Source organism: Pseudomonas sp. SCT (assembly GCF_003864275.1).
Classification (GTDB): Bacteria; Pseudomonadota; Gammaproteobacteria; order Pseudomonadales; family Pseudomonadaceae; genus Stutzerimonas; species Stutzerimonas stutzeri_AE.
On record NZ_BDJA01000001.1, the window covers coordinates 925,906 to 949,194 of the forward strand.

Annotated in this window: 15 protein-coding genes and 3 pseudogenes; 12 read left to right on the plus strand and 6 right to left on the minus strand. The window is 60.5% G+C overall.

What is annotated here, in order from left to right:
• The first annotated feature begins 101 nt into the window (after positions 1-101).
• From BHD08_RS04260 to BHD08_RS04285, 6 genes and pseudogenes are all read left to right on the plus strand, one after another.
• Entirely contained in the window at positions 102-2,084 is a 1,983-nt protein-coding gene (locus BHD08_RS04260; protein ID WP_125020917.1) for a class I SAM-dependent DNA methyltransferase, read from the plus strand.
• Entirely contained in the window at positions 2,081-3,472 is a 1,392-nt protein-coding gene (locus tag BHD08_RS04265) for a restriction endonuclease subunit S (RefSeq protein ID WP_125020918.1), read from the plus strand. The genes BHD08_RS04260 and BHD08_RS04265 overlap by 4 nt, the downstream gene beginning before the upstream one ends.
• The gene (locus tag BHD08_RS04270; RefSeq protein WP_125020919.1) at positions 3,473-6,667 is read left to right on the plus strand and encodes a type I restriction endonuclease subunit R; all 3,195 of its coding nucleotides are present in this window, start codon (positions 3,473-3,475) and stop codon (positions 6,665-6,667) included.
• Positions 6,668-6,707: 40 nt separating this feature from the next.
• Positions 6,708-7,619, plus strand: a complete 912-nt coding sequence (locus BHD08_RS04275; RefSeq protein ID WP_015275812.1) for a restriction endonuclease — start codon at positions 6,708-6,710, stop codon at positions 7,617-7,619.
• 531 nt (positions 7,620-8,150) lie between these two features.
• Positions 8,151-9,067: pseudogene (locus BHD08_RS04280) on the plus strand (ABC transporter substrate-binding protein).
• Positions 9,068-9,082: 15 nt separating this feature from the next.
• Positions 9,083-9,340: pseudogene (locus tag BHD08_RS04285) on the plus strand (FAD-binding protein); the annotation flags it as partial.
• 438 nt (positions 9,341-9,778) lie between these two features.
• Here the strand turns inward: BHD08_RS04285 and BHD08_RS04290 are convergent.
• From BHD08_RS04290 to BHD08_RS04320, 6 genes and pseudogenes are all read right to left on the minus strand, one after another.
• Positions 9,779-10,456: a DMT family transporter gene (locus tag BHD08_RS04290; protein ID WP_125020920.1), complete on the minus strand. Its 678-nt coding sequence runs from the start codon at positions 10,454-10,456 to the stop codon at positions 9,779-9,781.
• Positions 10,420-10,707, minus strand: coding sequence for a hypothetical protein (locus BHD08_RS04295; protein ID WP_125020921.1), 288 nt, complete (start codon positions 10,705-10,707; stop codon positions 10,420-10,422). Before BHD08_RS04295 ends, BHD08_RS04290 begins: the two co-directional genes overlap by 37 nt.
• 220 nt (positions 10,708-10,927) lie before the next feature.
• Complete coding sequence (locus BHD08_RS04300) at positions 10,928-12,190, minus strand: MFS transporter (RefSeq protein ID WP_125020922.1); 1,263 nt, start codon at positions 12,188-12,190, stop codon at positions 10,928-10,930.
• 987 nt (positions 12,191-13,177) lie between these two features.
• Positions 13,178-13,672 (minus strand): annotated as a pseudogene (radC, locus tag BHD08_RS04310) (DNA repair protein RadC); the annotation flags it as partial.
• A gap of 779 nt (positions 13,673-14,451) precedes the next feature.
• Complete coding sequence (locus tag BHD08_RS04315) at positions 14,452-15,606, minus strand: acyl-CoA dehydrogenase family protein (RefSeq protein WP_125020924.1); 1,155 nt, start codon at positions 15,604-15,606, stop codon at positions 14,452-14,454.
• Between the two features lie 65 nt (positions 15,607-15,671).
• On the minus strand, positions 15,672-16,520 hold the full coding sequence (locus BHD08_RS04320; RefSeq protein WP_125020925.1) for an IclR family transcriptional regulator: 849 nt from the start codon (positions 16,518-16,520) through the stop codon (positions 15,672-15,674).
• 253 nt (positions 16,521-16,773) lie between these two features.
• Between BHD08_RS04320 and BHD08_RS04325 the strand changes: the two genes are divergently transcribed.
• From BHD08_RS04325 to BHD08_RS04350, 6 genes are all read left to right on the plus strand, one after another.
• The gene (locus BHD08_RS04325) at positions 16,774-17,559 is read left to right on the plus strand and encodes an enoyl-CoA hydratase (RefSeq protein WP_125020926.1); all 786 of its coding nucleotides are present in this window, start codon (positions 16,774-16,776) and stop codon (positions 17,557-17,559) included.
• 2 nt (positions 17,560-17,561) lie between these two features.
• The gene (locus tag BHD08_RS04330) at positions 17,562-19,091 is read left to right on the plus strand and encodes a 3-hydroxyacyl-CoA dehydrogenase (RefSeq protein WP_125020927.1); all 1,530 of its coding nucleotides are present in this window, start codon (positions 17,562-17,564) and stop codon (positions 19,089-19,091) included.
• Between the two features lie 23 nt (positions 19,092-19,114).
• Positions 19,115-20,317, plus strand: coding sequence for a 3-oxoadipyl-CoA thiolase (locus BHD08_RS04335; RefSeq protein WP_125020928.1), 1,203 nt, complete (start codon positions 19,115-19,117; stop codon positions 20,315-20,317).
• 71 nt (positions 20,318-20,388) lie between these two features.
• On the plus strand, positions 20,389-21,621 hold the full coding sequence (locus tag BHD08_RS04340; protein WP_125020929.1) for a CaiB/BaiF CoA-transferase family protein: 1,233 nt from the start codon (positions 20,389-20,391) through the stop codon (positions 21,619-21,621).
• Positions 21,622-21,723: 102 nt separating this feature from the next.
• Entirely contained in the window at positions 21,724-22,710 is a 987-nt protein-coding gene (locus BHD08_RS04345; RefSeq protein WP_125020930.1) for a tripartite tricarboxylate transporter substrate binding protein, read from the plus strand.
• Positions 22,711-22,769: 59 nt separating this feature from the next.
• Positions 22,770-23,282 (plus strand): tripartite tricarboxylate transporter TctB family protein, encoded by a 513-nt coding sequence (locus BHD08_RS04350; protein WP_160128626.1) that lies wholly within the window; start codon positions 22,770-22,772, stop codon positions 23,280-23,282.
• The last annotated feature ends 7 nt before the right edge of the window (positions 23,283-23,289 follow it).

Below are 23,289 nucleotides of genomic sequence, written 5' to 3' on the forward strand. Positions count from 1 at the left end.
GATACCTCAAGCAATAGTGAGGCTATGCGTCTGTGCGGGTCTCCCTGTGACGCTCCGCGGGTTAAAGTAGCGGCTTTGCCGCCTCACCCTGGAGCAGTTACGTGAACACGGAAAACCATTCCCAGACGGCCGCCTTTCTCTGGTCCATTGCCGACCTGCTGCGCGGTGACTTCAAGCAGTCGCAGTACGGCCGCATCATCCTGCCGTTCACTCTGCTGCGGCGCATGGAATGCGTACTGGAACCGACCAAGGAAGCGGTGATCCGTGAGTCCTATGCCCAAGAAGGTCGGCCTGATCTGGTGCGTGAGCGGCTGTTGCTGCGTGCGGCCGGGCAACAGTTCTTCAATGCCTCGCCGCTGACCCTCGGCACGCTGTCGGGCACCCAGACCGCCGCCGACCTGATGAGCTACGTGCAGGCCTTCAGCAAGGATGCCCGCGAGATCTTCGAGCACTTCCACTTCGAGGATTTCGTTCAGCAGCTGCAAACCGCCAACCTGCTGTATCAGGTGGTGCAGCGCTTCGCCGCCACTGACCTGAGCCCCGAGCGCATCAGCAACTTCGGCATGGGCATCATCTTCGAAGAGCTGATCCGCAAGTTCGCGGAAAGCTCCAACGAAACCGCCGGGGAGCACTTCACCCCGCGCGATATCGTGCACCTCACCACCTCGCTGGTGATCACCGATCAGGACCACAAGCTCGCGCCCAACAGCATCGTAACCATCTATGACCCGACCGCCGGCACCGGCGGCTTTCTGTCGGAGGGTGATGAGTACATCCAGTCCATCAGCGAGAAGGTCACCGTGTCCCTGCACGGCCAGGAGCTCAACCCCGAGTCCTACGCCATCTGCAAGGCGGACATGCTGATCAAGGGGCAGAAGGTCGAGAACATAAAACTCGGCAATACCCTGTCCAACGATCAACTGGCCGGCCCTGAGCATCACTTCGACTTCATGCTCAGCAACCCGCCGTTCGGCGTGGAGTGGAAGAAGGTACAGAAGCAGATCACCGACGAGCACAGCCACAAGGGCTTCGACGGCCGTTTCGGCCCCGGCCTGCCGCGCGTGTCCGACGGTTCGCTGCTGTTCCTGTTGCACCTGGTCAGCAAGATGCGTGACCCGCGCGACGGTGGCTCGCGCATCGGCATCATCCTCAACGGCTCGCCACTGTTCACCGGCGGCGCCGGGTCGGGCGAGTCGGAGATTCGCCGCTACCTGCTGCAGAACGATCTGGTCGAAGCCATCGTCGCGTTGCCCACCGACATGTTCTACAACACCGGCATCGCCACCTATGTGTGGATACTCAGTAACCACAAAGCTGCTGCGCGCCAGGGCAAGGTGCAGTTGATCGACGGCAGCCAGCACTACGCCAAAATGCGCAAGTCGCTGGGCAGCAAGCGCCAGTACATCACCGACGATCAAATCAGCGAGCTGGTGCGCCTCTACGGTCGCTTCGAGGCCACCCCGCAAAGCAAGATCTTCCCCATCGACGCCTTCGGCTACCGGCGTATCACCGTCGAACGCCCGCTGCGCCTGAACTTCCAGACCAGCGCCGAGCGCATCGCCAAGGTGCTGGAAGAAAAAGCTATCGAGAAACTGGAAGCCTCGGCACGCCAGCGTTTGATTACGGCCCTGCAAGCGATGGACGCCAGCGTGCTGCACCGCAACCGCGAGCAATTCAGCAAGCTGCTGAAAAAAGCCCTCAGCGCACACAGCGTCAGCCTCAGCGCACCGGAGCTAAAAGCCCTGATGAGCGCCCTGAGCGAGCGCGACCCTGAGGCGGACATCTGCATGATCAAGGGCCAGCCGGAAGCCGACGCCGGCCTGCGTGACAACGAGAACGTACCGCTGGGCGAGTCGGTATACGACTACTTCCAGCGCGAAGTCATCCCCCATGTACCGGACGCCTGGATCGACGAAAGCAAAACCGATGCGCTGGACGGCGAAGTCGGCATTGTCGGCTTCGAGATTCCCTTTAACCGCCACTTCTATGTTTTCCAGCCACCGCGCCCGCTGGCCGAGATCGATAGCGACCTGAAAGCCTGCACCGACCGCATCAAGCAGATGATCGAGGGGCTGTCGACATGAGTGGGTTCAGTCCGTACCCGGAATATAAAAAATCTGGGGTGCCGTGGATCGGTGACGTACCGGTGACTTGGGAGGTTAAGCAAGTTAAATGGTTGCTCGACAATAACGACGGAGGGGTTTGGGGGGACGATCCGACAGGAGAAAATGACACGATAGTTCTTCGCTCCACGGACCAGACTGTAGATGGGAACTGGAGAGTTGCAGAGCCTGCCCTCCGTAAACTTAGTGCTAAGGAAAGAGCGAGTGCGCTCCTTGTAGAGGGCGACTTGGTAGTAACTAAGTCCAGCGGGAGCTCATTGCATATTGGCAAAACGACGCTGGTAACTGCCGAGATTGCCAAGCAGAGCTGCTGCTATGGCAACTTTATGCAGCGACTGAGAGTTGGGTCAGGCTTTATCCCAAAGCTAGCTTGGTATCTCATGAATGATGAGCTGGCCAGGGCTCAACTTGATCTGCTTTCGAACTCGACAACTGGGCTTGCCAACTTAAATGGAACCTTGATCGGCGAGGTTATTTTTCCGGTTGCAACCGTTGCTGAACAAATCCAAATTGCACGCTTCCTCGACCACGAAACCGCCCGCATCGACGCGCTGATCGAAGAGCAGCAGCGCCTGATCCAGCTGCTCAAGGAAAAGCGCCAGGCCGTGATCTCCCACGCCGTCACCAAAGGCCTCGACCCCACTGCGCCGATGAAAGACTCCGGCGTTGAGTGGCTGGGCGAAGTGCCTGCGCATTGGGAGAGGAAGCGCCTTAAAAATATTTCGCCGTTTATCACTGTAGGGATAGTCGTTAATCCCAGTGACTACGTGGCAGAAGAAGGCCTGCCGTTTATATACGGTGGCGAGGTGAAGGAAGGGCTTATTGAGGTTGATAAGGCACGAAAAATTTCTTTGAAAGACAGTTTGAGAAATCGAAAGACCATGCTTGAGGCAGGTGACATTGTCACCATGCGTGTTGGATACCCAGGTTTGACAGCTGTCGTACCGCCTGAGTGCGAAGGTGGGAACTGCGCTTCAGTTATGTTGGTTAAGCGCGGAAATTTCGATTCGGGATGGCTTTGCGCTGTAATGAATAGCCGTTTGGTTCGGCAGCAAGTTGAGGTTGTTCAGTATGGAGCGGCCCAGAAACAGTTCAACATCGCTGACGCAATAGAGTTTTGGATGTTTAAGCCGCCCTTTAGTGAGCAAGCAACAATTGCTGAGTTTGTTGAAGAGCAGTCATCGATCTTCGATGAGCTCATGGCAGAGTCAGAAAACTCTATGGCACTCCTCCAAGAACGCCGCTCCGCCCTAATCTCCGCCGCCGTCACCGGCAAAATCGATGTGCGCGGCTGGCAGCCACCGGCCAGCACCCAAGCCCCTGAAGTAGAAGAAGTAGAGGCCGTATAAATGGCGGACAGCAAGGAAGCCCAGTTCCAGCAGGACATCATCACCGCCATGGTTGCCCAGGGCTGGCTCACTGGCCCGGCCAGCGGCTACGACCGGCGCACGGCGCTGTATACCGAGGACTTTCTTGGTTACTTCAAGGACGCCTGGCCGGAGCGTTGGGACAAGTTCGCCAAGTCCAACCCGAACAACCCGGATGATGTGCTGGTGCAAAAGCTGGTGCGCGAGCTGGAGCAGAGCGGCACCCTGGATGTGCTGCGCCATGGCTTTAAGCTGCCGGCGGTGAAGGTGGAGCTGTGCAGCTTCCAGCCGGACCACGGCATGAACCCAGACACCCTCAAACGCTACCAGTGCAACCGCCTGCGCGTGGTGCCGGAGGTGTCCTATTCGCCGCATTTCCGCGAGGCCGGTGCTGGCGGGCAGTGCTACAACCCACGGCTGGATCTGGTGCTGTTCGTCAACGGCATCCCCACAGCCACGCTGGAGCTGAAAAGCGAGTTCAAGCAGTCGGTGGAAAACGCCAAGCGCCAGTACCGCTACGACCGCCCGGTAAAAGACCCGCTGACGCGCAAACCCGAGCCGCTGCTGACCTTTAAACGCGGGGCGCTGGTGCATTTCGCGGTGGGCCAGAACGAGGTGGCGATGACCACCAAGCTGGACGGCAAGGACACCTTCTTTCTGCCGTTCAACCTCGGCAGCGCGGAAGGCGGCGCTGGCAACCCACCGCCGCCCGACGACAGCCAGTACGCCACCGGGTACCTGTGGCAGCAATTGTTCCAGCCGGATGCCTGGCTCAAGGTGCTCGGACGTTTCCTGCACCTGGACAAGAAGACCAGCGAGGGCTTCGACGGCACGCTGACCACCAGGGAAACGATGATCTTCCCGCGCTACCACCAGTGGGATGTGGTCAACAGGCTGATCGAAACCACCCACGTCGAAGGCCCGGGCATGCGCTACCTGATCCAGCACAGTGCCGGCTCCGGCAAGTCCAACTCCATCGCCTGGACTGCCCACCAGCTCGCCTCGATGTACAGCCACGACGGCCAGCGGCTGTTCAGTTCGGTGATCGTGGTCACCGACCGCACGGTGCTGGACAGCCAACTGCAGAGCACCATCTACCAGTTCGAGCACGCCCAGGGCGTGGTGCGGCCGATCACCCGCGACGTGGGCAACCAGAGCAAGTCCGAGCAACTGGCCGAGGCGCTGGCCGAGCAGACGCGCATCATCATCGTCACCATCCAGACCTTCCCGGCGCTGTTCGACGCGCTGGAGAAATACCCCAAGCTCGCCTCGGGGCGCTATGCGGTAATCGCCGATGAGGCGCATTCCTCGCAGACCGGCTCCTCGGCCAGCAAGCTGAAACAGATTCTCGGCAGCGATGCGCTGGATGCGGAAGAGATCAGCGCCGAAGATTTACTCGATGCCGCCGTACAGGCGCGCCAGCCGAACGAGCGCATCAGCTATTACGCCTTCACCGCCACGCCCAAGGCCAAGACCCTGGAGCTGTTCGGTCGCGTACCCGACCCGACGCTGCCACCCAGTGCCAGCAACAAGCCCGAAGCCTTTCATCTGTATTCCATGCGCCAGGCCATTGAGGAGGGCTTCATTCTCGATGTGCTGCAGAACTACACCACCTACAGCACCGCCTGGAAGATTGCCCACCCGGACGGCGAAGACGACGAGGTGGACTCGAAGAAGGCACGCATGAAGCTGGCGCGCTGGGTGCGGCTGCATCCGTACAACATCGACAAGAAGGTCGAGATCATCGTCGAGCATTTCCGCGCCAACATTCGCCACCTGCTCGGTGGCCAGGCCAAGGCCATGGTGGTGACCAGCAGCCGCCAGGAGGCGGTGCGCTACCAGTTGGCGGTGAAGGCCTACGTGCAGCAGATGGGCTACGCCGACGTGCATCCGCTGGTGGCGTTTTCCGGCAGCGTATTGCCGGATGAGGTGATCCCCGAGGAAGTGACCGAGAGCAGCAGCCTGCTCAACGCCGGCCTGAATGGACGCGACCTGGCCGAGGCGTTCGACACGCAGGACTTCAACGTGATGATCGCCGCCAACAAGTACCAGACCGGCTTCGACCAGCCCAAGCTATGCGCCATGTACGTGGACAAGAAGCTGCAGGGCGTGGACTGCGTGCAAACGCTGTCGCGGTTGAACCGCACCTTTCCGGCCAAGCAGACCTTCATCCTCGATTTCTTCAACGAGCCGCAGGACATCCTCGACGCCTTTCTGCCGTACTACACCAAGGCCGAGCTGAGCGACGTCACCGACCCGCAGATCATCTACGACCTGCAGAAAAAGCTGGATGCCGAAGGGATCTATCACTGGCAGGAGGTCGAGGCGTTCGCCCTGGCCTTCTTCGACCCGAAAGCGGCAGCCAGCAAGCTCAGCTACTACTGCCAGCCTGCCAAGGAGCGCTTCGCCAAGCGTTACGCCTTCAGCGTCGAATCGCGCCAGCAGGCGCTGAATTTCAAGCGCACCGCTGAGGCCAACGGCGACAGCGCCGGTTTGAAGAAGGCCGAGCACGCGCTAAAGGAAGCCGGCGAGCAGGTTGATCAGCTCGACCTGTTCCGCAAGAACCTGCAGAGCTTCGTGCGCCTGTACGAATTCCTTTCGCAGATCGTGCCTTACGAGGATCGCGAGCTGGAGCAGCTCTGCGTGTTCGCCAAGCACCTGCACCCGCTGCTGCGGGTCGACCGCCTGCAACAGGACGACGTCGACGTCGGCGAGCTGCAACTGACCCACTACCGGCTAAGCAAACGTGCCGAACACCAGCTGCGCCTGAGCGAGGAGGGCGGTGAGTACACGCTCAAGCCTGGCAGTGACGTGGGCAGTGGTAAGCCACACGATCCGGAGAAGAAGCGGCTGTCGGAAATCATCGATGCGCTGAACGATATCTTCGGTGCCGAAGTCAGCGATGAAGATCAGCTGCACTTTCTCACCGGCATCGCCGAGCGCATCAGCCGCCAGGAAGATGTGATGGCGCAAGTGAACAACCACTCGGTGGATCAAGTGATGCACGGGCTGCTGCCAAAACGGGTAATCGATACCGTGCTGGACGCCATGACTGATCACGAGAAGCTCTCGCTGGAAGTGCTGGACAACGAGACCAAGAGCCGGGCGTTTGCGTTGGTGATCTACAAAATGCTGAAGGCGCTGGCAGGCGGGGCTCATCCGTCGGCCGGCTTGTGAGTTCCTTTTAACTACACAGCGCTCAGGAGAAATGCACAGGATGGCAATTCCGGATTTTCAAAGTGTCATGCGCCCGGTGCTGCAGGCGGTTGGCGACGGCGTGCCGTTGCCGCTTGGCGCCCTGCGCGTGCGCATCGCCGATGTATTCCAGCTGACGGAAGAAGAGCGCAAGGAGCGGCTGCCCTCGGGGAATCAGACCGTGATCAACAATCGGGTGGGCTGGGCCAGAACCTATCTGAACAAGGCTGGCCTGCTGACGATTCCGAGCAAAGGAATGGTGCAGATCACCGACCGGGGGCGTGAGGCGCTGGCCAGTGGCCCGGCGCGAATCACCGTGACCTGGCTGAAGCAGTTTCCGGAGTTCGCCGACTTCCATACGGCTAAACCCCAGGTGACAAACGCCGCCGCCGTTGCAGACAGCGATCTAGCCGAAACCACGCCGGATGAGCAGTTGGCCGCGGCCTATCAGGCGTTGCAGCAATCCCTGGCAGACGAACTGCTGGCGCAGGTGCGGGCTGCTACGCCGAGCTTCTTCGAGCAGGTGGTGGTCGATCTGATGATCGCCATGGGCTATGGCGGTTCGCGAAAGGAGGCCGGCAAAGCGACCCAGCTCACCAACGACGACGGTATCGACGGCATCATCAAGGAAGACAAGCTCGGGCTGGATGTGATCTACCTGCAAGCCAAGCGCTGGGCCAACACCGTGCATCGTCCGGAAATAGACAAGTTCATCGGCGCGCTGACGCGAAAGCGGGCACGCAAAGGCGTATTCATTACCACCTCGGACTTTTCTACTGGCGCGAAGGAAGCGGCGCTCGGTCTGGATATCAAGGTCGTACTGATCGACGGCATCGAGCTCGCCCGCCTGATGGTCGAACACAACCTTGGCGTGAGCGTTAAGCAGGTGTATGAGGTCAAGCAGGTCGACAGCGACTACTTTTCCGAGGAGTGACTACGCTTGCGCTGTGATGGCCGGCGCGAACGTGGTTAGTGTCGCCCAGCCTACCCGCAAGATTGCCGGCAGAGATTCAGGCGCGTATCGAGGCGCACGGCTGCTCGCTGAAGACCTCGACCGTCTTTCGACAGCGCAAAGAAAAAGCCCCGAGAATCTCAAGATTCTCGGGGCTTTGTGTTTGGTGGAGCCGGGGGCTTTATAATTACTGCAATAAGCTATTGATTTTAAAGAAAGGTTATATGGGTCTATCGATAAGTGCCCCCTGAAATGCCCCCTTTGGCAAACTCCCGACGAATGGTCGATAGGGAGTTGAACTGGCGTCCCTTGCGATGGTTCTGCCTGCCGACCATAGGGCATTAGATGAGGATGCGGCGTGACATCGTGAATGATACGCGTGCCTGTGGTTTTATCGGTCGTAGGCCTTTTGCAGAGGCCTGCCACCCGCTTCAGCGAACCCTCGTAGGGACTGAAATCTTTCTATTCATGGAACTGGTGCGCCGTGACGACGAAAGCAACCCGTCGAAGGGCATGCTCGCCGCCCGCGAGCTGGTGCAGCGGGAACAGGTGGCGGTGCTGTTCGGCGGGTTGGACACACCGGTGTCCCTGGCCATCGTGCCGCTGACCAACCAGATGAAGGTGCCGTTCATGGGAGTCTGGGCCGCAGGCACCAAGATCACCGAGAACGGCGCCAAGGACAACTACGTCTTTCGCGTCTCGCGGTCGACGAGCTGGTCGACGAGGCCCTGGTCGAGTACGGCGTCGACAAGCGCGAAATGCAGAAGTCAGGAATGGTTCTGATCAACAACCCCTGGGGCGAATCCAATGAGGCCGGCCTAAAGCGTGCGCTGGACAAGCGCGGCATGACGTCTGCAGGGGGCGAGCGCGTACAGGACAGCGATCTGGACGTATTGCCGCAGCTGACGCGGCTGAGAAATGCTGGCGCCGACTCGCTAATATTGGTGGCGAATGTCGGACCGTCCGCGCAGGTTGTCAAGTCGCTCGACCGCATGGGCTGGGACGTCCCGATCGTCTCCCACTGGGGGCCGGCGGGTGGCCGTTTTGGTGAGCTGGCCGGGCCGGATGCCGAGCGGGTGCATTTCGTGCAGACCTACTTGTTCACCGAAGACAGCGGCGAGAAGGGCAGCGCCCTGCTGGCGGCCCTGAAAGCGCGCTATCCGGAAATCAAGAGCCTGGCGGACGTGACCCCGGCGACCGGCATCGCCAACGCCTATGATGCCATGTACCTGACCGCGCTGGCGATCGAGAAGGCCGGCAGCACCAAAGGCAATGAGGTGCGTGACGGTTTCTACGCCATCGAGCAATACGACGGCCTGATCAAGCAGTACCAGCAACCGTTCGGCCCGGAAAAAAATGATGCCCTGGGACCAAACGATTACATCATCGGTCACTTCGTCGGCGATGAGATCGTTCCCGTCAGGCCCTGAGCTAGCAAGGTGGCGGGCGCGTCGAACGGAGCGGTCGACGCCGGCTTCGTGCCGAACGACATGCAGGTCGGCCAGACCGGCAAGATCGTAGCGCCGCAGCTGTACATCGCCGTGGGCATCTCCGGTGCCGTCCAGCACTTGGCAGGTATGAAAGGCTCCAAGGTGATCGTCGCGATCAACAAGGACGAGGAAGCGCCGCTCTTTCAGGTGGCTGCCTATGGTCTGGTGGGCGATCTGTTCGAGATCGTGCCGGAGGTGGATTCGATGTATTGAGGAAGCACTGCCGCTACGTTGTCAGGGCGTTGTTGGATCCAGCCATGCGTCAGAGTCTCTGCTCTTCGGGCGGCTGTACGGTTCCTTGTGGGCCGGACTTAGGGACCTTATGCCTGGAAAGCCGATCACCATCAGTGTCGCTCGGCTAGCCGGGATCGGCGTCGGTACCGGATTCTGCGTGCTGTCGGGAACCGGCTCTGTCGGGGCGGAAACCCGCGTGCTGGTCATGTGAGCGATTGGCCAACTGAACTACCGCTCCGACGAGAGGGCTCGAAACCTGCAGCGCGGGCAGACACGCACGGTTGGCTCATCCTGCCGGACATGGCCAATCCGGTGTTTGCCAGGATCGTCAGTCGCACCGAGGATAATCTGCGCCAGCAGGGAGGGAAGGGTGGCGCTTCATGTGACGATTACCATCGGCGTGAATGCTCGGAAGTCTCAGCTAGAACATCGAGCCGACGCCCTTAGACGCATCTCAAGGTATTGCTCGCCAAGCAATACCACTAACCCGCTCAGCACGATGATGAAGGTGCCGATGAGGCTCCACAGATTCGGCAGTTCGGCGAAAAACAGGTAGCCCAGCAGGCTGGCGCCGATGATCTGCAAGTAAGTAAACGGTGCCACGAACGGAGCCGGGGCTACCTCGAAGGCGCGCACCAGGCAATAGTGCCCGCAAACACCTAGGATGCCCATGCTGATCAGCAAACCGAGGTGCAACAAACCGTCCGGCGACTGCCAGATAAACGGCAGCATCAGGCTCGTTAATACAAATCCAGCGGCCGCCATGTATGTGTTGGACGTTTCCGGTGTGTCGTGCCCGGCGAGCTTGCGCGACAGAATCTGCGTGAGCGCCGACGTACAAGCGCTCAAGAGCACCAGTAGCGCGGCAGGATGAAAGGCATCGCCACCTGGCTGGATAACAAGCAGCGTGCCAGCGAACCCACAGACGACTGCGATTATTTTCAGCAAGCCCACCTTCTCGGCCAGCATGAACGGCGCCAGCACCAGGATCACCATAGGCGCCGTGAAACTCACCGCCGCTGCGGTCGCCACCGGCACGTACTGGAGCGCACAGAACATCAGGAAGGAGGTAAAACAGAACAGCAGCGACCGCACGATTTGCAACCAAGGGCGTTGAGAGCGAAACAGCGCCGAACCTTTGCGCGGCGCGTGAAGGCCACATGGCCGAAGTAGCGGCACCAGAGCAATTGGATAACCGGATAGAACACGCCGAGGTACTTCACTTCCGCGTTCAGTAGTGGAATCAGAACCGCCGCAGCCAGCATGAACGCCATTGCCCTCACGAACGGATTACGCTTCGGCTCCAACTGCGCCGCCAAGGCCCCATCTTCCCGTTCTGCAAGCATCAAACGCTCCCCTAATGGCTTGTTCTTATGTTGCGGGTGCTGGCTAGTAAGGATAGTGACAATAAGCTCAAAGCGATCGGCGTGGCCGGCCCGGCCTCGGCTTCGTCGGGGTATGCTGCTCGATTCGATAACACCTCGCTGAGGTCGCAGTGAGCAACTAGGGCACACCGCTCGGTATGGCCGCGCCACAGAAGTTGCTACGCTTCGGAAACCCAGCGGTTCAGGCTTTTGATACCGTTAGCTGCGGCAATGTGAAACCCTTCAACGGCAGCCTTAGCGATACCACTGCGGCGATCAAAAGCAGCCCGCCTGAACTACCAAAGGCGAGCCAATGGGTACCGAAATGCTCGAATCCCCACCCGCCTAGCCAAGAGCTGATCATCGCCCCTACCTGATGGCCCAAATAAGCAGTTCCGTACATAACGCCAACTAGCCGCACGCCATAGACGTCCGCGAGTATGGCCGACGAAGCTGCAATACTGCCCGCCCAAACCATTCCACCAATGGCTGCCGCGATGTACAGCTCCCAATGGGTACCCACCAGGAGCAGCGCAAAGAATCCCAGGCCCCGAATGAAGTAAATCGCCCCCAAGATGTTCCTTCGAGGCAGCCGGTCCGACAATCGACCAAGTATCAGCGTTCCAGCGATGGCTACGAGGCCGATAAGCCCGATGCCATAAGAACTCGTCATGGCATCGAATCCGTGATCCATGAGCATAGGCACACCATGGGTCCCAAGAAGATTCATGCTGTATCCGCATGCGAACAGGCCGAGCACAATTTTCCAAAAGGGCGAAGTGCGCATAGCGGCACCGAACGTGAGCTCCGCAGGCGTCGCATCATTAATGGAGGGCGCAGAACCAGGTGTCGCTGGAAGCAGATCCGCGTTTTGCGGCACCTCGTCCTTAATGATGAATAAGGCTGCCGGCACGGTTACCACAGCAAATGAAATAGCGAAGCCGACAAGGGTGGTTTGCCAGTCAAATAAGGTAATGGAGAGAGTTAGCAGCGGCGTCATAACCGCCATGCCAGCCATTGAGCCCGTGGACAGAAAGAACAGCGCCATACCACGTTGCCGAGTAAACCACCGGCTAATGACTGGGGTCAGGGCTACTGGACTAGTGAACGCGAGACCAACCGAGAGCAGCACGCCGAATGAGAGTAGAAACGTGAAAGGCGTACGCGCAACGACCGTCCACATCGTTGAGGCAATAACTATCGCCGTTCCAAGCAATAGTACCGAGCGCGTACCTATGGCCCCAACAAGGTATCCCGCCAAAGGCATCGCTAAACCATAGAACAGCATTCCAACCCCAACGATGGTAGCCAGAAGACTGCGGCTAAAACCCAGGTCTTCCGCCATTGGTAGGAAAAATGGCCCGATCCCGAGGCGCATTCCAACCGTCAGCAGCGTGAGGACCGTGGCGGCAGCAACGATGTTCCAGCCGTGGTACCGGTTACCTTCTGGAAGGGATGAGGACATAGATCGCACCTCTGAAATGGGATTCCTGGTTACTCATTCAAACTAACAAACAATCCCGCGTCCGACCTTCTGCATTCTTCGGTAGGCCTATCCAGATTATAAAACTTCGCCGTGAGGCTGCTTTGCGCCGGAAGCGGAAGCTCTTGAACGGCGAGTCGATGTCCTCCGGAACGTCATACATCCCGGCAAGCATAACGCGCCGCGGTTTGGTTTCTTGGCTAATCGCAACAACCTTGACCATCGGCTCGCCGGCTTTTGCGATCACGAAGGGATTGCCTTGGCTGGCCCCAAGGATCAGCTGCCACAGGTGGGTCTTGGCATCGTAGATATTGACAATCCTGGGTCCGTTGTCCGGGGTGTTTCGGCCGTCATGTCAGATATTCTTCTCAGCTAACCTTATTGAGGTATGTGCTCGTCTGAACTTCATCAACGGCATACTACTTCGGTAGCTCGGCCTAAATGCCCGAAGCGGATGACGGATGACGCTGGGCTGGATCGGCTGAAGAGCCGGCAAGCCTGCCAGCCATCCTGGACCATCCGCGAATCGAGTAGCTGCGACTGCTCATCGGCGCTGGCAATGGCGTGACCTGGTCTGTTCTGAGGCACTATTACACGGCTTCGTGCGGGAAGTTGCCGTGAGGAAGCTGAACCGCATGCCTTGTCTCACGAACGCAGGTACGGGCGAAGCTCCGCTCCTATGCCGGTACTCTTCCCTATGGAGGGGGGGGCTTCACCGTTATCACCCTGGCCTCGCCGAGAGTTCCCGAAGGGGCGCCGGACGCGGCGTTACGATGATCAGCTGGAGAGCAGTGAGGTCGTCACCATAGCTGCATTAGCTCCTGCTCCAGGTTTTTCCAAAGATCGGCTAGCAATGAAAACCCTGTCTGGAGCTATTACGTAATGTTTTGCCGACCATCTGGACCGAGGCTAGGATCGAGCCGCAGCGAACCCGCCTCGGCGGAGAAGGGGCCTAAGCCCCCGTTGCGGCTACATTAGCCCCAACTCTGCCAACGACACCCGCTCATGAGCAGCCACGATGATGTGATCCAGCGTCCGGACATCGACGAGCGCCAGCGCGTCAGTTAGCCGCTTGGTCAGGGTCCTGTCCGCCTGGCTCGGTTCTGGACTCCCACTCGGATGGTTGTGCGAAAGGATCACCGCCGCGGCATTGAGCTTTAGCGCTTCTTTCACCACTTCCCGCGGGTACACCGAAGCACTGTCGATGGTCCCCCGAAACAATTCGACGTAGCGAATCAGCCTATGCTGGTTGTCGAGAAACAGCACCGCAAAGACCTCGTGCTCAAGACCTGCGAGCTTGGCGCCCAGGTAGTCCTTGACGATGTCAGGAGAAGTAAATGGCGCGCCGCGTTTTCTTTTCAGATCAACGACCTGACGCGCCGCTTCAAGGATTTGATCGGCCGTAGCTGGCAGATAGCGTCCCTGTTCATCACGAACGAGGAGGGAAGCGTCAAAAGAAACGAAAACTGTGCCATGGCAGCGTGCTCCGGTTGCTCGGGCGAAATTGCCCGGAACCGACCCGGCACGGCGCAGCGCAAGCCGTCACAGGGGCACCGCCGGCCCTAGGCCGCCAACGCGCCCTGCGCGTGCAGCCCTTTACGACGAGCACGCCGTGACAAGGTGAAGGAAACCAGCAAGAACGCCCCATATTCACTCTCTGGCACGGACTGGCAAGCGGAGCGCGCAGGCGTCAGCCGACCTGGGGGAGGGAACGATGGAAGCCCGACGGGGCGAGATGGCCTGCCAGCTCGATGCACAGCACGACAGCGCGGCCCGGCAAGGCCGGGAGACGTCGACCTTCACACCGGCTATCCGGCTCTCAAACCTTTTTTTGTTCGAGGCGCAGCTAACTGTTAGCCGGGTATCGAGCGGCGTAATCGGCCCAAAAGCAACGCGCATGATAAGGCAGCCAAGGCAAAACTCGGTAATAGCATTAGTCGATGCTGCGTTCGCTTGGCACCCACGGGGCTAGCCGAAAGCGTCTATTGAACTGAGGTGGGTTTGGCAGGACTGATTTGCCTAAGGGCGCAATGTACAGCCTCCCACCGAAAGCCGCTGAATACAATTGTGGCTGAAGCCATCGGGCAGCAACGCCTGGTCCCGTTATTGGATAGCTATCCAGGGTCCGTACGCGCGGCATTCGATGGCCTGTCAGTCGCCAGCCATTGCCGAAGATCAACGCCTTCGTAGGCTTCGTTGCGGCGCGGCTGGCATCCGGCGCGAGCTGAGGCAGGGTCTGTCTGTCAGCGCTGTGCTTCGCGGATCATGTTGCGGGCTATGATTATTTGCTGGATCTGCGTCGTGCCCTCGTACAGGCGGAACAGGCGCACGTCGCGGTAGAACCGCTCGATGGCATATTCGCTGACGTACCCGGCGCCACCATGGATCTGCACGCCTCGGTCGGCCACGCGGCTGCACATCTCGGTGGCGAACATCTTGGCACAGGATGCCTCGGTGCTGACGTTCAGGCCTTCGTCGCGCTTGCGCGCGGCATCCAGCACCATGCAGCGCGCAGCGTAAATCTCGGCCTTGCTGTCGGCCAGCATGGCCTGGATCAGCTGGAATTCGGCGATGGGCTGTCCGAACTGCTTGCGCTCAATGGCGTACTGCAGGGAGTCGGCAAGCATACGCTCGGCCGCGCCCACAGAGAGTGCGGCGATGTGCAGACGGCCTTTGTCCAGCACTTTCATGGCGGTCTTGAAGCCGACGCCTTCCTTGCCACCGATCAAATTCTCGGCCGGCACGCGGACGTTTTCGAAAATCACGTCGGCGGTGTGGGCGCCTTTTTGGCCCATCTTGTGATCCCGCTTGCCGACCGTGACGCCTGGGATGTTGGCTTCGACGATGAACGAACTGATGCCACCGGCGCCCTTGATTTCACGGTTGGTACGAGCCATTACGGTGAAGATGCCGGCATGAGGCGCATTGGTGATAAAGCGCTTGGTACCGTTAATGACATAGAAATCACCGTCGCGAACGGCGGTGGTCTTCAGGGAGGCGGCGTCGGAGCCGGAGTCCGGCTCGGTTAGGCAGAACGCGCTGAGGAAATCGCCAGCGGCCAGCTTGGGCAGGTACTTGGCTTTCTGCTCGTCTGTACCGTCGAGCAGGATGCCGATGGAGCCAATGCCGTTGTTGGTGCCGATGTAGGAGCGGAACGCCGGGGACGTGCGGCCCAGTTCGAAGGCAATGTTCACTTCCTCTTCCATGGTCACGCCCAGCCCCCCGAAGTCCTCGGGAATGGTCAGACCGAACAGACCCATTTCCTTCATCTGCTCGACGATGTCCGCCGGCATCGAGTCGGTTTCGGCAACTTCGTTTTCGCGCGGGATCAGCGCTTCGTTGACGAACTGGCGGATGGAATCCAGCAGGATTTGCAGCGTTTCCGGATCGCGGATCATGTGTTACTCCTCGAAGGTCCGATGGTCGGACGCGTCATATCGACGAGGCACGACCCGCTTCTTCATCAGCGGGTGCTGGCCTCAATGTTGCTAACCATGTGGACCAGCCGCGGTCCGATGTCCTCTTCCAGCTTTTCGCGCGAGAGCTGAAAACTCGGGCCGCCGCAGTTGAAGGCCAGCAGCCCGTGCTGCGCATGCGTCATGGGCACTGCAACCGCATTCACATCCCGGTGCCACTCGCCAATCGACAGGCAGTAGCCGTAGTCGGCGTAGTCCCGGAACGCCTTTTCCAGGCCTTTGCGGAGCTTGGGCCAGTCCTCGGCATGCCGGGTGCGAATATGGTCCAGCAGAAAATCGCACTCGTTTTCCGGCAAACCAGCCAGGCACGCACGTCCCGCAGCGCTCAGATGCATAGGTAGATGGGTGCCCACCTGACGTCGCATCGTGAGGTTGCCCTGACCGTGCACCACGTCCAGGTAAACCATCTGCAGCCGGTCCCGGGCCGCCATCGCCACCGCCGCATTTGCGTGGTTGGCCATCTGCTCCATTAGAGGGTGCGCTACCGCCCGAATCGACAGATTAGAGAGCATCCCGTAGCCAAACGACATTACACCGACGTCCAGCTGATACTTGCCTTGGGGCAGTTGCTTCAAATAACCCAGGCGCGTCAGCGTGTAAGTCAGACGGCTGACGGTCGGCCGGGGCAGGTTGGCCTTGCGGGCCAGCTCCTGGTTGCTCAACACGCTTTCGCGCGGGCTGAAACAGCGAAGCAACTCCAGGCCGCGCGCCAGCGCAGTTACGAACTGGCGATCCTTTTCCTCATCTTCGAGCGCCGATATCGGATCGAGCAGGACCCGTTCGGTCTCTGAAAGCGCGCCTTGATCCGGGGAGCAATCTTTGATCTTACGTTGCATGGTATAGCCTCTTTTTTTATTAAATCAAGCTTTTCGAAATTGTATTCCGCATAGCGGACATCAAGCAAGCGATGCTTTTAATTTAAAATTATTTTCTGTATGCGCCCTCTGTTGTGCCGTATCTTCCGACCAAAGTCGTATGCGTAGGGGGTGACATTTAAAGAAAACAACGTTAAAACCTATCGCCCACGAAAAAAAGCGAAATACAGTTTCGCATAGCAGACATGTCTGCGTGACCAAAAGCGGAGCAGAGATGAGCCAACCACTCGATCCAGTCGTACTGCTGGAGTATCCCCATAACGGTGTCGCCGTCGTGCGTATCAGCCGTCCCGAAGCCAAGAACGCGCTCAATGCGAGCGTGCGTCATCAGTTGGCTGAGCACTTCCGCGCGCTCGCCCGGCGTGACGACATTCGCGCCGTCGTGCTTACCGGTGGTGAGCAGTTCTTCGTCGCAGGTGCGGATATCAAGGAGTTTGCCAGCGCCTCGCCGATCGAGATGTATGGTCGTCATACCGAGCTGCTATGGGATCCGATTGCCCGCTGCCCGAAGCCGGTCATCGCCGCTGTTAACGGCTTCGCCCTGGGTGGCGGCTGCGAGCTGGCGATGCACTGCGACATCATCGTGGCCGGGGAGTCGGCCCGTTTCGCCCAGCCGGAAGTCAAACTCGGTTTAATGCCCGGTGCCGGCGGCACTCAGCGTTTGATTCGCGCGGTAGGCAAATTCCAGGCCATGCGCATCGCGCTGACCGGCTGCATGGTCAAGGCGCCCGAGGCGTTGGCCATCGGAATGATTAGCGAAGTGGTGCCGGACGATCAGACCCTTTCGCGAGCCTTGGCCCTGGCCAGCGAAATCGCCGCGCTACCGCCACTGGCTGTGCAACAAATCAAGGAAGTGATGCTGGCCGGCGCCGATCTGCCACTGGACAGCGCGCTGACCCTTGAGCGCAAGGCGTTCCAGCTACTGTTCGATTCCGCTGATCAGAAGGAAGGCGCCGCCGCCTTTTTCGAAAAGCGCAAACCCACCTACCGCGGAGAATAGGCATGGCTCGCTCGATCAACATCATGGGGCTGGTCGGCACCGGCGTAATGGGCGCCGGCATCGCCCAGATCGCGGCGCAGGCTGGCGTGCAAGTGCGTCTGTACGATGCCCGTGAAGGCGCCGCCTTGACCGCGTGCGACAATCTCGCGGCCACCCTCGGCAAACTGGTGGCCAAGGGCAAGATCACCGAGGCCTCCGCCGACGCTGCCATGGCGCTGCTCAAGCCGGTCGCCGCCATCGAGGAACTTGCCGGTTGCGACATGGTGGTGGAAGCCATCATCGAGAACCTGGATGCCAAGCGCGGCCTGCTGACCCAGTTGGAAGGCATCGTTGACGCCGAATGCATCCTGGCGACCAACACCTCGTCGCTCTCGGTGAGCGCCATCGCCACCGCCTGTCAGCATCCGCAGCGCGTCGCCGGCTTTCACTTCTTCAACCCTGTTCCGTTGATGAAGGTGGTCGAAGTCATCGACGGAATCGCCACCGATCCGGCCGTCAGCGATGCCCTGTTGGACCTGGCCAAGCGCATGGGCCACACCGGTGTCCGCGCCAAGGACACTCCAGGCTTCATCGTCAATCATGCGGGTCGTGCCTACGGCACCGAAGCCCTGAAGATCCTCGGCGAAGGTGTCGCCCTGCAAGGCGACGTGGACCGCATCCTGCGCGAGGGCGCCGGTTTCCGCATGGGCCCGCTGGAGCTGTTCGACCTCACCGCGCTGGACGTTTCCCATCCGGTGATGGAATCCATCTACACCCAGTTCTACCACGACCCGCGCTACACGCCGTCCCCGCTGACCCGCCAGATGCTGGTGGCCGGCCGCGTGGGCCGCAAGGTGGGGCAGGGGTTCTACCGCTACCAGAACGGCCAGATGGTCGATGCGCCGCAACCGCAACCGGTGCCGAGTGTTGAGCAATTGCCGCCGGTGTGGGTCGCCACCGAGAACACGGACGACCGGCAGACGCTGGTCGAGCTGCTCGATGCGCTGGGTGCGCAGGTGGAGGAGGGCGATCATCCTTCCGAGCAGGCGCTGTGCCTGATTGCGCCCTACGGCGATGACGCCACCACCGCAACCAATCGTTTCGGCGTGGATGCCGCGCGCACGGTGTGCGTGGACCTGCTGACCGATCTGTCTCGCCATCGCACGCTGATGATGACACCGGCTACCCGTCCGGACATGCGCGTTGCCGCCCATGCGCTGTTCGCCCGCGATGGCGTGGGCGTTACCGTGATTCGCGACAGCGTCGGTTTCGTAGCGCAGCGCGTGCTGGCCATGGTGGTCAACCTGGCCTGCGACATCGCTCAGCAGCGGATCGCCAGCCCCGAGGACATTGATCAGGCCGTGCGTCTGGGCCTGGGTTACCCGCAGGGTCCGCTGGCCTGGGGCGACAGCCTCGGTCCGCGTCGCCTGCTGACCATACTCGAGCGCATGTTGAACGTGACCGGCGACCCGCGTTACCGCCCGAGCCACTGGCTGCGCCGCCGTGCCCTGCTGGGTCTGTCGCTGCGCCTGGATGAGCCGTCCGCCGTATAACCCTTTTCTATATAGGTATCATCATGCTGAACGCCTACATCTACGCTGGCCTGCGTACTCCCTTCGGTCGCCATGGCGGTGGTCTGGCTCCGGTTCGCCCGGATGATCTGATTGCCGACGTGATCCGCGAGCTGATTGCGCGCACCGGCATTGACGGGGCTGCCGTCGACGACCTGATCCTCGGCAACACCAACCAGGCCGGTGAAGACAGCCGTAACATCGCCCGTCATGCCGTGCTGCTCTCCGGCCTGCCGGTCACCGTGCCCGGCCAGACCGTCAACCGGCTGTGTGCCAGTGGCCTGGCCGCGATCGTCGATGCTGCACGCGCCGTCACCTGCAACGAAGGCGAACTGTTCGTTGCAGGCGGCGTGGAAAGCATGTCGCGCGCCCCGTTCGTCATGGCCAAGGCCGAGAAGGCCTATAGCCGCGACTTCACGGTGTACGACAGCACCATCGGCGCGCGCTTCCCGAACCCGAAAATCATCGAGCAGTTCGGCAACGACAGCATGCCGCAGACTGGCGACAACGTGGCCCTCGAGTTTGGCATCAGCCGTGAAGAGGCCGACACCTTTGCCGCTGCCTCACAGGCCAAGTTCGAAGCCGCCCGCCAGGCTGGTTTCTTCGCCGAGGAGATCTTGCCGGTGAGCGTGCCGACCGGTCGCAAGACCCCGCCCAGCGTGATCGCCGAGGATGAGCATCCGCGTCCGCAATCCGACATGGCCGCACTGACCAAGCTGCGCCCGCTGTTTGAAGACGGCGTGGTCACCGCGGGTAACGCCTCGGGCGTAAACGACGGTGCCGCCGCGCTGCTGATCGGCAGCCAGGCCGCTGGCGAGAAGCACGGCCTCAAGCCAATGGCACGCATCCTGTCCGCCGCCGTTGCCGGCGTCGAGCCGCGCATCATGGGCGTTGGACCGGTGGAAGCCATCAACAAGGCACTGGCCCGTGCTGGCCTGAGCCTGACCGATATGGACATCATCGAAATCAACGAAGCCTTCGCCTCGCAGGTGCTGGGCTGTCTGAAGGGCCTGGATGTGGCGTTCGACGACCCGCGCGTCAACCCGAACGGTGGCGCGATTGCCGTGGGTCATCCGCTGGGGGCTTCCGGGGCCCGCCTGGCACTGTCCACCGCGCGTGAATTGCAGCGCAGCGGCAAGCGCTACGCGGTCATCAGCTTGTGTATCGGTGTCGGCCAGGGCCTGGCCATGGTCATCGAGCGCGTCTGAGCGAAGGCTGTTTGCTCATCTGAACCAGGTCGGCGGAGTTTTGTGCCGGCCGTGTTGAAAAGGTAAGAGACATGGGTGCATTGAGTGGGATTCGGGTGCTCGACCTGAGTCGTGTATTGGCTGGCCCCTGGTGCGGCCAGGTGCTGGCCGACCTTGGCGCCGAAGTGATCAAGGTCGAACGGCCGCGTGTGGGTGATGACACCCGTGGCTGGGGCCCGCCTTACATGAAAACGCCGGATGGCGAGAACAGCATCGAGGCGTCCTATTACCAGTCCACCAACCGCAACAAGCTGTCGGTGGCTGTGAACATCGCCACGCCGGAAGGTCAGGAGCTGGTGCGAGCACTGGCGGCCATCTCCGACGTGCTGATCGAGAACTACAAGGCCGGCTCGCTGGCCAAGTACGGGCTGGACTACGACAGCCTGTCGAAGCTTAATCCGCGTCTGGTCTACTGCTCGATCACCGGTTTCGGTCTGACCGGCCCGCGCGCCGAAGAGCCCGGCTACGACTTCGTCATCCAGGGCATGGGCGGTCTGATGAGCATCACCGGCGAGAAGGACGGTGTGCCGGGTGCCGGCCCGCAGAAGGTGGGCGTGGCCGTGGCGGACGTAATGACCGGCCTGTATTCCACCATCGCCATTCAGGCGGCGTTGCTGGCACGTGAAAAGACTGGTCGCGGCCAGCACTGCGATATGGCGCTGCTGGATGTGCAGGTGGCCGCCCTGGGCAACCAGAGCCAGAACTACCTGAGCACCGGCAAACCGCCGGGCCGTCAGGGCAACGCCCACGTCAACATCGTGCCATATCAGGTGTTCACTGCCAGCGACATGGATTTCATCATTGCCTGTGGCAACGACACTCAGTTCGTAGCCCTGTGCGATGCCATCAGCCTGCCGGAACTGCCGCGGGACCCGCGCTTCACCAAAAACGCCGACCGCGTGCGCAACCGCGACGCCATCGTCGGGCTGCTGTCCGAGCACTTCCTCAAGGACACCGCCGACAACTGGGTCACCCGGATCCATGCGGCGAAGGTACCAGTCGGCGTGATCAACGACATCGGCCGCGCCCTGGCTGAGCCGCAGGTGCTGGCGCGCGACATGCTGGTCGATATCCCGCACGCCAAGAACCCGGACTTCAGGATGGTCGGGAGCCCGGTGAAGCTCTCGGGCACGCCGGTCGAGTACAAGCGGCCTGCGCCGATGCTCGGTGAGCACACGGAGCAGGTTCTGAAATCCGTCCTGGGGCTTTCAGCCGATGCGCTGGATGTTCTGAAAGACAAGGGGGTCATCGAGCAACTCACGTAACCCATCCAGTAACCGGTACTGGCTCACTGCCTGAGCTGGACGTAAGCCCGGTCATGTTGCGACATGCCGGGTCATCAAATACGCAACCACAAGAGAGATAATATGAACAAGTTGATGAAAATGCTGGTGGCGACAAGCGCTGCCGTGTTGCTTCCGCTGCTCGGTACGGCCGCCCAGGCTGCCGATTGGCCGTCCAAGAACATCACACTGGTCGTTCCGTACGCCGCCGGTGGCTCCACGGATATCCTGTCCCGTCGGGTGGCCGACCTTCTGGGCACGGAACTGGGTGTGAACGTTATCGTCGAGAACCGCCCGGGTGCCGGCACCACTGTTGCCACCGCGCAACTGGCCCGGGTTTCCAAGCGCGATGCCGATTACCGCGTGCTGATGGCGTCCCCGGGGCACACTGTTGGCGCGAGTCTTTATCCCCTGGCCTATGACCCGGTAAAAGACTTCCGCTTTATTCAGAACATTATTGATATCCCTAACGTCCTCGTCGTACCGGCCAAGAGCAAGTTCCAGACCTTCGAAGAGTTCGTGCAAGCCGCGAAGACCGAGCAGACCTCCTTCAGCTCGCCTGGTATCGGCAGCTCCATCCATATGTCGGGTGAACTGTTCAAAGCCAAGATCGGTGCGTCACAGATGACCCACGTTCCGTTCCGTGGAAGTGGCGAGGCGCTCCCGGCACTGCTGTCGGGTGATGTCGACTTTTCGTTCGAGAACCTGCCAACTGTCTATCCGATGATCAAGTCCGGGCAACTGCGGGTACTGGCTGTCAGCACCAGCGAGCCTTCGCCCTTCCTGCCGGACGTGCCGACCGTGCAGTCCGTTGGTGTTGAGCCGGGGCTGTCCGACTTTGCCACCTCCGCCTGGTTCGGTCTTATCGGGAGCGCCTCGATGTCCGACGAGGCCTACGGCAAGCTGCAGGCCGGCGTGCAAAACGTCATGCAAAGCCAGGCGTTCGAGGATTTCCTACCGCAGCTGGGCGCTGTCGCCGGCAAGGAATCCGGGGAAGCGTTCAAGTCCATGGTGGAGCGGGATATCAAGCAGTGGGCTGATCTGGTCGAAGCCGCCGGACTCGGCGAATAAGCCTCAACAGCTTCATGGGGCGTCGCCGCGCGGGACGCCTCTGTCTATCTGGATGGATTATGAAAAACACCGCCATTCGCCAGAGAGTCTCCAGGCTTGCCAGCGTCGATGCAGCTGCCGGTCTGGTTCTCATCGTGGCATCCCTTACGTTTCTGTTTTATCTGGTTCCAGCGTACATCGTTGAGCCTCGCAGGCTTCAGTCACCGCTGCTGTCGCCCCTGGTCCTTCCTCAGATCATGGGTTGGATGATTCTGTTACTTGGTATCGGTCTGGTGCTCGGCACGATATTTGGCCCGAAGCGTGAGCGGGAAGAAAAATACACCAAACTTCGCGACTTGCCGCTCCATCAATGGCTGCTGCCGTTGCTGGCCTTCGCCGTTTACTACTTCGGGCTCGAGCTGGTGGGCGCGGCGGTCTGTGGCGTGCTGGCCACGATGTTGCTGTTCGTAGCCATGGGGGTCAGGCGCATTGGCATTTATCTGCTGGGTGTTGCGATGCCGATCGGTATCTGCCTGGCCTTCGACTATGGCCTGAATGTTCCCCTGCCTTACGGCTCGCTCTGGGGATATTGAGTACCCG